At 69.9% G+C, this 8,232-nt stretch carries 8 protein-coding genes; 1 reads left to right on the forward strand and 7 read right to left on the reverse strand.

Annotation, left to right across the window (positions count from 1 at the left end; all coding sequences use genetic code 11):
- A partial coding sequence (locus AB0K00_RS57245) for a non-reducing end alpha-L-arabinofuranosidase family hydrolase (protein ID WP_363540043.1) occupies positions 1 to 716 on the reverse strand: 716 nt, incomplete at its 3' end.
- 416 nt (positions 717 to 1,132) lie between these two features.
- On the opposite strand from AB0K00_RS57245, the gene AB0K00_RS57250 reads away from it, so the two are divergent.
- On the forward strand, positions 1,133 to 2,419 hold the full coding sequence (locus tag AB0K00_RS57250) for a cellulose binding domain-containing protein (protein WP_363540045.1): 1,287 nt from the start codon (positions 1,133 to 1,135) through the stop codon (positions 2,417 to 2,419).
- A gap of 69 nt (positions 2,420 to 2,488) precedes the next feature.
- On the opposite strand, the gene AB0K00_RS57255 is transcribed toward AB0K00_RS57250, so the two are convergent.
- The 6 genes from AB0K00_RS57255 to AB0K00_RS57280 all read right to left on the reverse strand — a co-directional run.
- Complete coding sequence (locus AB0K00_RS57255; RefSeq protein ID WP_363540047.1) at positions 2,489 to 4,291, reverse strand: bifunctional diguanylate cyclase/phosphodiesterase; 1,803 nt, start codon at positions 4,289 to 4,291, stop codon at positions 2,489 to 2,491.
- Between the two features lie 280 nt (positions 4,292 to 4,571).
- Positions 4,572 to 5,378: an SAM-dependent methyltransferase gene (locus tag AB0K00_RS57260; RefSeq protein ID WP_363540049.1), complete on the reverse strand. Its 807-nt coding sequence runs from the start codon at positions 5,376 to 5,378 to the stop codon at positions 4,572 to 4,574.
- Between the two features lie 88 nt (positions 5,379 to 5,466).
- Entirely contained in the window at positions 5,467 to 5,694 is a 228-nt protein-coding gene (locus tag AB0K00_RS57265; protein WP_363540051.1) for a hypothetical protein, read from the reverse strand.
- 362 nt (positions 5,695 to 6,056) lie between these two features.
- The gene (locus AB0K00_RS57270) at positions 6,057 to 7,562 is read right to left on the reverse strand and encodes an alkaline phosphatase PhoX (protein WP_363540053.1); all 1,506 of its coding nucleotides are present in this window, start codon (positions 7,560 to 7,562) and stop codon (positions 6,057 to 6,059) included.
- A 126-nt stretch (positions 7,563 to 7,688) separates the two neighbouring features.
- Positions 7,689 to 7,958, reverse strand: a complete 270-nt coding sequence (locus tag AB0K00_RS57275; protein ID WP_363540055.1) for a hypothetical protein — start codon at positions 7,956 to 7,958, stop codon at positions 7,689 to 7,691.
- A gap of 3 nt (positions 7,959 to 7,961) precedes the next feature.
- On the reverse strand, positions 7,962 to 8,232 hold a 271-nt coding region (locus AB0K00_RS57280; RefSeq protein WP_363540057.1), incomplete at its 5' end, for a DUF4253 domain-containing protein.

Genomic DNA, 8,232 nt, shown 5'->3' on the forward strand with positions numbered 1-8,232 from the left:
CCGTTCTGGCTGGCCGAGCCCATGTCGGACCAGTTGGTGAACAGGCCGAAGTTCATCGACCCCCACGTCGAGCCGGTGTCGTGCGTCGTGGCGTACACCAGGTGCCGGCCGTTGTAGACGACGTTGGTGAAGTCCTTCAGCGAGACCCACCCGGACTTCGGGTTCGCCAGGGAACCGGTCGACGACCACCGGTAGGACGACGGCAGCGTGCAGCCGCCACCCGTGCTGGGGCTGGCGCTGGCACTGCGGCTCGGGCTGGCGCTGGCCGAGCCGGGAGAGCTCGGCGAACCGCCGACCGGACCGTTGCACGTGGTGCCGTTGAGCGCGAAGCCGGTGGGGACCGGGTTCGAGCCGCTCCAGGAGCCGTTGAACCCGAAGGTGGCGGTGCCGTTGGTGGGGATGCCGCCGTTGTAGCTGGCGTTGGTGACCGTGACCTGTGCGCCGGACTGGGTGACCGAGCCGCTCCAGAGCTGGGTGACGGTCTGCCCGGCGCCGAACGACCAGGTGAGGCTCCAGCCGTTGACGGCGTCGCCGTAGTTGGTGATGGTGACGTTGGCGCTGAAGCCGCCCGGCCAGGAACTGGGGACGGTGTATTCGACGCGGCAGCCGGCGGCCGCCTGGGCAGTGTTCGCGGTCAGCACCGCGGCGGCCCCGGCCACGGTGAGGCCGGCCGTGCAGGCGACCACCACCCAGGACCGGGAGCGAGGGAACTTCATCAGATCCTCCGTGGGAGCGGGACGTGGTCGGGAGGCGCGTCGGCCACCCGTTGTTGATCGGCCGGGAGAGACAGACGTGGGCGAATGTTATCGATAACATTCTTGGCGTCAAGCGATGCCGAAAAGCTCGAAACTTTCGGGGCCGAGCGCTGAGCACTGACTTGAAACTTTCGGCGGATCGTGCGGCATGTGATCGATAACAAGCGAGTGTCGTGAAAAGCGTTATGGGACGTGCCGTTCCGAAGTCGCACGCGATGGCTCGAAACGCTCACGTGTCGATTCTGAAAGAGTTTCGGAACATGTTGTCCTCCCTTGGTCTCCGTGGCAGCATCGGCGCTCACGAATCCCTCAAACATCATCGTCCGGCCGGTGCGCCGAAACGCACAACGCGACGTGTTCGTGGAAGGAGCTGCGCAATGTCAAGGCACAAAGGCTCGATTGCCGCGGTGGTTACGACGGTGCTCGTCGTGTTCGCGGCCGGCTGGGGGGTCAGCGGCCACGACCGGACCGCGGAGGCGGCCACCAGCGGCACACTCGCGACGACCGCCGGATGTGGCAAGGCGCCGACGCTCACCAGCGGCACCCGCTCCATACAGAGCGGTGGTCAGAACCGCACGTACATCCTGAGAATCCCCGACAACTACAGCAGCAGCCACCCCTACCGGTTGATCTTCGGCCTGCACTGGTTGAACGGCTCCGCCGCCGCGGTTTCCTCGGCCGGTTACTACGGGCTTCAACCGTTGTCGAACAACAGCACCATTTTCGTGGCGCCCCAGGGGATCGACAACGGCTGGGCCAACACCGGCGGCCGCGACCTGACCCTCGTCGACGATCTGACCCGGCTCATCGAAAACGACCTCTGCGTCGACACCGCACAGCTGTTCGCCATGGGCTGGAGCTACGGCGGCGCGATGAGCTACGCGATCGCCTGTGCCCGGCCGACCGTCTTCCGAGCGGTCGCGGTGCTGTCCGGCGCGAACCTGAGCGGCTGCAACGGCGGCACGCAGCCCGTCGCCTACCTGGGCATTCACGGCACCCACGACAGCGTCCTGAACATCTCCAACGGGCGGTCGCTGCGGGACACGTTCGTCAGGAACAACGGCTGCACCGCTCAGAACCCGGCCGAGCCGGCGCAGAACAGCCTGACGCACATCACCACGAACTACTCCGGGTGCCGGGCCGGATACCCCGTCCGCTGGGCCGCGTTCGACGGGGACCACACGCCCAGTCCGGTGGACGGCTCGTCCAGCCCCAACGACGCCAGGACCTGGACGTCCGGGGAGGCTTGGCGGTTCTTCACCCAGTTCGAGACCACCACGCCGCCGAGCTCGACGCCGCCGAGCTCGCCCCCGCCGAGCTCGACCTCACCGAGCCCCAGGCCGTCCACGTCCGGACAGCCGGGCGCGTGCGCTGCCAGCTACCGGACGGTCAACAGCTGGCCCGGCGGCCTTCAGGGCGAGGTCACCGTCGTCAACAGTGCCTCGGCCACGCTCACCGGCTGGACCGTGCAGATGACCATGGCCAGCGGCCAGGCGATCAGCAGCCTCTGGAACGGTGTGAACGCCGGCACCACCGGTCGTGTCGCCGTCAAGAACGCCTCCTACAACGGCACCCTCGGGGGCGGCGCCTCGACGACGTTCGGGTTCACCGCCACCGGAAACGGCGCCACCTCGCCCAGCGACCTGACCTGCACCAGCCCTTGACCTGACCACTCCCTCCGGCTGGTCGGCGTAGCGCTCCGTCGCGCTACGCCGACACGGCCGTGTCACGCGCTACGGAGCAGGATGGTTTCTGGGGTTGAACAGCTGGTCGGCTGCCTCGGGGGTCATCGGGTGGGCGAGGTAGTTGCCGCGGGCGGTGTCGCAGCCGAGGTCGCTGAGGGCTTCGAGTTGGCCGCGGCTGTCGATGGTGGTGGCGGTGACGGTGCGGGCGAGGTCGTGGAACATCTCGATGAGCCAGGCGAGGGTGTTGGCACCGGACGCGTACGTCGGCAGGGTGACGTCGAGGCCGCGGATGAGGCGTGGGTCGAGGATGACGGTGCTGACCGGAGACTCGGCGAGGTGGGCGGGGCCGCCGGTGTTGTTGACGGCGATGTGGACGCCGGTGCGGGCCAGTCCGTCGAGGGTGAAGGCGATGTCGTCGCCGGGGTCGTGCAGGGCGTCCTGCGCGACGGCGAGCTGGAGCCGGTTCGGCGGGAGGTCGGTGTTGTCGAGCGCCGCGATGACGGTGGTGAGGATGCCCTGGTCGCGGAGTTCGGTGATGGTGCAGTCGATGCTGAGCATCGGTGGTTCCGGGGTGGATTGCCAGGTCGCGGCGCGGGCGCAGGCCAGGTGCAGGAGGTGGGCGCTCAGCGGTACCAGGATCCCGATGCGTTCGGCGAGGTCGAGGAACTCGGTTGCGGGGACCTCGCCGGCGATGGGGTGGGTCCAGCGGGGTAATGCGTGCATGCCGACGATCGTGTTGTCGCGCAGGCGGATGATCGGTTGGTAGGCGAGGGTGAGTTCGCCGCGGCGCAGGGCGCCCGGCAGCGCGTGGGTGAGGTGGTGCCGGCGGATGTCGAGCGCTTCCCGGGCCGGCTCGAACAGGGTCCAGGATGTGCTCGGGTTGTCGTGCCGCACCCAGGTCAGGGCCATCGCCGCCGCGCGGAGCAACTCGCCAGTGCTGCTCATGCGGGTGGGGCGTTCCACGATGCCCGCTCTCGCGGTGATGGACAGGTCGTGGCCGTCGGTCCGCCACGGGTGCCGCAGCAGCCGCAGCGCCGAGTCGGCGGCCTTGACGGCGTCGTCCGGTCCTGTGGTGTCCTCGACGACGAGGGTGAAGGTGTCGCCGCCGAGGTGGGCGAGGTAGTACTCGCGTTCGATGGCCAGGCCACGCAGCCGTTGGGCGGCGTCCTGCAGGAGCCGGTCCGCGGTCGCGGTGCCGAAGGTGTCGTTGATCGCGCCGAAGCGTTGAATGTTGAGCAGGCACACCCCGATCCGCGTGGATGGCTTCTCGGCGATGACGACGTCGAGGTAGGCGGTGAGCGCTGCCCGGTTCGCGAGGCCGGTCAACGGGTCGTGCAGCAGCGCGTGACGGACCTGCTGCTGCAGCTGCTGCTGGTGCGTTCGCCAGGCTTCACGCTCGTCCCGGCTGATGTCCTCGGCCGCCCTGCGGACCCGGTCCCGCAGCTCGGTGGTGAACCCGAGCGCCAGCTGCTCGACCAGCGCATCGAGCCGCTCGGCCGCGACCGGGTCGTCGATCCGGAGGTCGGTCAGGGCCCGCTGGCGCAGGACCCGCATGCTGGTCGCCAGGATCTGCGGGTCCGACATGGCGTTGCGGACGAGCTCGGTGCCGATCCCGAAGCCGGCTTCGGGATCGTCCACGAGGGCGGTCAGGGCGTGGTGCAGTTGCCGGGTGAGGGTGTGCAGCACCTGGGCCCGGCGGGCCCGCCCGCCGGGCACGAAGTTCGTCCGGTCCAGGCTGCGTCCCCAGGCCGCCGCCAGCGCGGCGATCCCATGCTCGACGTCCGGCGGGAACGGCTCCGGCGCGGAGCGTTGCGACAGCTCGGGCGGAGTCTCGGACGGGGGGCCTGTCACGACTCGGGACACTCGTCGCACGCGGGTGACCTTGGTCGCCGCCGCCCAGGTGGGACGTAGCGTGGCACGGATCGCCGACACCCGGCATCGACCGGTGCCGTCATCGACTGCCGCACGCGCGTCCTCCGTTCCGCTACGGGCCGGAGTCGGCAAGGTCCTCCGCCAGGGCCAGTGTCAACGCAACGAACCCCTGAGGACCACCTAAGTCCCCCGGCCGGGTGAACGGAAGAGTAGTCTCCCGCCGCCGCTTCGTCCGAAGCGGGACAGGGCCCGAGGGCTGTCAGCCCGTTGCGGACCTGCTGGCGACGCCGCCGATCGCTGAGCGCTGCGGGGGATCGCCGGCGTCCTCGGGGTCCGGGTGCCAGGCACTGATCGGCACCAGGCCGGGATCCAGCAGCTGCCAACCGGCGAGCAGCTCGGCCACCCGGGCGGGGGAGCGCACGTGCAGTGCCGTCGGCGTGCGCTGATACAGCTGCCGCACGCTCTCCTGCCCCGCGGCGTCGACGGCGGGCACCGCATGGGATACCGCAACGTAGCTGCCTGGCACGGTGGCGGCGGCGAACTGCCGCACGATGCCGGCCGGGTCGTCCGCGTCGTCGATGAAATGCAGCACCGCCACCATCAACACACCGACCGGTTCGGACAGGTCGAGCATCCCGGCCACGTCCGGATGGCCGAGGATGTCCTGCGGTCGGCGCAGATCCCCTTGTACGGCGGTCGCGTACCGGTTTCCGGCCAGGATCCGCCGGCTGTGCGCGACGGCAACCGGATCGATGTCGACATACACCACGCGCGCGTCCGCGGCCGCGTCCTGCGCCACCTCGTGCACGTTGCCCAGCGTCGGGATACCCGAGCCGATGTCCAGGAACTGCCGCACGCCGCGGCCGGCCAGCCACTGCACGGCCCGGCCCAGGAACGCGCGGTTGTCATGCGCCAGTTGGGTGATGCCCGGCCACGTGCGTTCCGCCTCCTCGGCGAAGCGCCGGTCGACGTCGAAGTTGTGGAACCCGCCGAGCGCGTGGTCGTAGATCCGCGCCGCGTTCGGTGTGGTGATGTCAACCCCGTCAGGCACCCAGTCCGGCAGCATTGCCGACCCCTCTCCGCCTACCACCGGACCACCGGCCCGGCTCGCCCACCAACTCCTCGCCCCGTCGGACACCGCCGCCAGAACGCCGTCAGGTGTGGCCGGGCAGTCTGGCGGCCCGGACGAGCACCTGGACCGCGCCGACCTCGGTGCCGTTCGCGCGAAGCCGGACACCGCGGACCGGGAGCCAGATGTCACCGTCCAGCTCCACCTCGCCGGAGCGGTCGATCTGCTCGACGCGCAGCCACAGCGTCCCGGTGCCGTAGCGGTAGTCGGCCTCAGCCAGCTGCAGGTTCGCGTTCCCATCAGCGCTGGTCACCGGCGACCGCCGGACGTGATCGTCACCCGCCGGCCGGGCCGGCTGCCGGCCCACGGCGACACTTCCGGCGACACGGAACTGCGAGCACGACGCAATGTGCACATGCATTCACGTTAGGCGGTTTCGCTAAATCGTTCCACCACCGGTCCGGTTCGAACGCGACGCCGTACCGGATGCGTCGACGCCGTCGACAAGTTCCGACGGCCGGCCTCCGGACGAACAACCCTCGTCCACATGCCGCCACGATCGCCGCACTCGGCCGATGGCGCCAACCGCTACCGATCTTGTACCGGGTCACGACAGCGCGACACCCAGGGTGCCGGCGGACTTCAGCCGGTGCCCTGGGTGTCGGATGGTGCAGATCAGCCGAGGTAGCGCTGCCACGGGCCGGTGATGGCCAGCGTGATGCCGGGGACCTGGATGTTGACGAACAGGACCTTGCCGTCGGGGGAGAACGTCGGGCCGGTGAACTCCGAGTAGGTCGGAGAACCGTTGGACGTGCCGTTGCTGAGCATGTTGCGGGCGATCGCGTAGGTCGGGCCGCCCGGGACGGAGCTGAGCACGTGCGAGGCGCGGACGCCGTCCTCGGCGAGGACGAGGGTGCCCCACGGGGTGACGGTGACGTTGTCGGGGCCGTCGAAGGTCAGGTCGGCGTACTTCGGCGGCGGGCCTTCGCCCTCGGCGGCGGCGTTGTGCGGGAAGTACGAGACCAGCGTGATGGTCTGGTCGGAGTAGTCGTAGAACCAGACCATGCCGTCGTGCTTGGTCGCGTCGGCGGGCAGGTCGCTGGCGCCGAAGGCGAAGCTGTTGACGATGTAGCAGCCCTTCTTGGTGCTCCACACGCCTTCGAACTTCTTGCCGCGGGTGACGTCGGCGTCGGCGAACTGGGTGCGGACCGGCTTGGTGACGGCGTCGCGGTCGGGGACCTCGATCCAGGTCACCTTGAACGGCCGGCCGAGCTGCGCGGAGGTCAGGTACGCGACGTCGGGCAGGATGCTGCCGTCGTCGAGACGGATCTGCATCGCCTCGAGCTTGCCGGCGGTGTCGCTGAGCGTGTTGGCGATGCCCAGGCCGAGCCGGCGGCCGTCGGTGGAGCTCCACCGGTAGAACAGGCCGTTGGGGCTGCTGGCGTCCTCGGACAGGTACACGTGCTTGAGGTCCGGCTCGATCGCGAGGGCCTCGTGGTCGTAGCGGCCGAAGGCCTTGATCGGCTTCGGGATCTGCTTGCCGGACTCGGCCTGCAGGACCTCGAAGACGTAGCCGTGGTTCTTCTGGTAGGTGCCGGTCTGGCCGCCCGCGGTCCAGGTGGCGCCCGCGTTGATGGTGGTCTCCTCGCAGGTGAGCCAGGTGCCCCACGGGGTGACGCCACCGGCGCAGTTGCGCACGGTGCCGGAGATGCCGACCCACTCGCCGGTGCGCCGGCCGTTGCCGTCGGTCGTGATGACGGTGCAGCCACCGGAGTTGACCGCGCCCGGGTCGTAGACGGTGCCGGCGATGTGCGGCACGCCGAAGGCGGACAGGTGCGGGGTCAGCTCGTGGTTCTGGATGACCGTCAGCTTGTTGCGGCCGTCCGCCACCACGCCGGTGCCGTCGTGGTAGCCGGGCGTCTTGCCCTGGCCGCCCGACATCTCCGTGCTGCCCTCACGGGTGACGATCGTGTACGAGAAGCCCTCGGGCAGGGCAAGGATGCCGTTCGGGTCGTCCTTCAACGGCGGGAAGGGCCGGCCACCGGACGACGAGCCGCCGCCGGGCCAGTGCGCCTCGTGCGCGGCGGCGGGCTCGGCGAGGGTCGGCAGGGCCCCGGCGACGGTCAGGCCGACGCCCGCCGCGGCACCACCACTGAGAATCTGACGGCGAGAAACTGTCACGCTGGCACTCTCCAAAGAAGGGGCTGCTTGTTTTCCTTGAGCAGCCTCGGAGACCGTGGTGAAGCGGAGCGGAACGTGTGGTGAACGGAACGCGTCGCCCGGGACCACGGTCGTCGAAGGTCGTGGCTAGGCCGGTGTCGAACCGTCGACCGTCCGCACCTGCAGCCACGTCGTCGCGGCCCGTAGCCGCTGCACGAGGTCCAGGCCGGTGCGCTGGTTGGGGGCGGGCAGCACGAAGACGAACTCCGCGCCGTCGCCGCGCCCGCCGGGCCACGCGACCGTCACCGGCGTCCGGGTGAACGTCAGGCCGGCGGCCAGCAACGCCTGCTCGACCGTGTCGATGCCCTCACCGACGGTCGTCAGGTGGTACGCCACGACTCCCCGATACGCCTGCATGCGTCAGTCCCACCAGAAGTGCCAGGCGGGCGAGTCGACGAGACCCGCGGCGTAGGCGTCGAGCGGCTGTCCGTTCACGTTGTGGGGGCAGAACGCGACGTGCTCCGCCGCGACCCGTAGCGCCTCGCCGGCGGTGGCCGGCGGGGCGGCGACGCTGAGGAACAGCTCGGCGAAGCCGAGATGCACGCCCGCGTTGGCGACGACGTATGCGGTGCCGACGTTGGGCGCGCTGTATCCGCCGCCGACCCGCAGGAAGCCGTCGTAGATGATGTTC

This window comes from Dactylosporangium sp. NPDC049525, assembly GCF_040676755.1.
Classification (GTDB): Bacteria; Actinomycetota; Actinomycetes; order Mycobacteriales; family Micromonosporaceae; genus Dactylosporangium.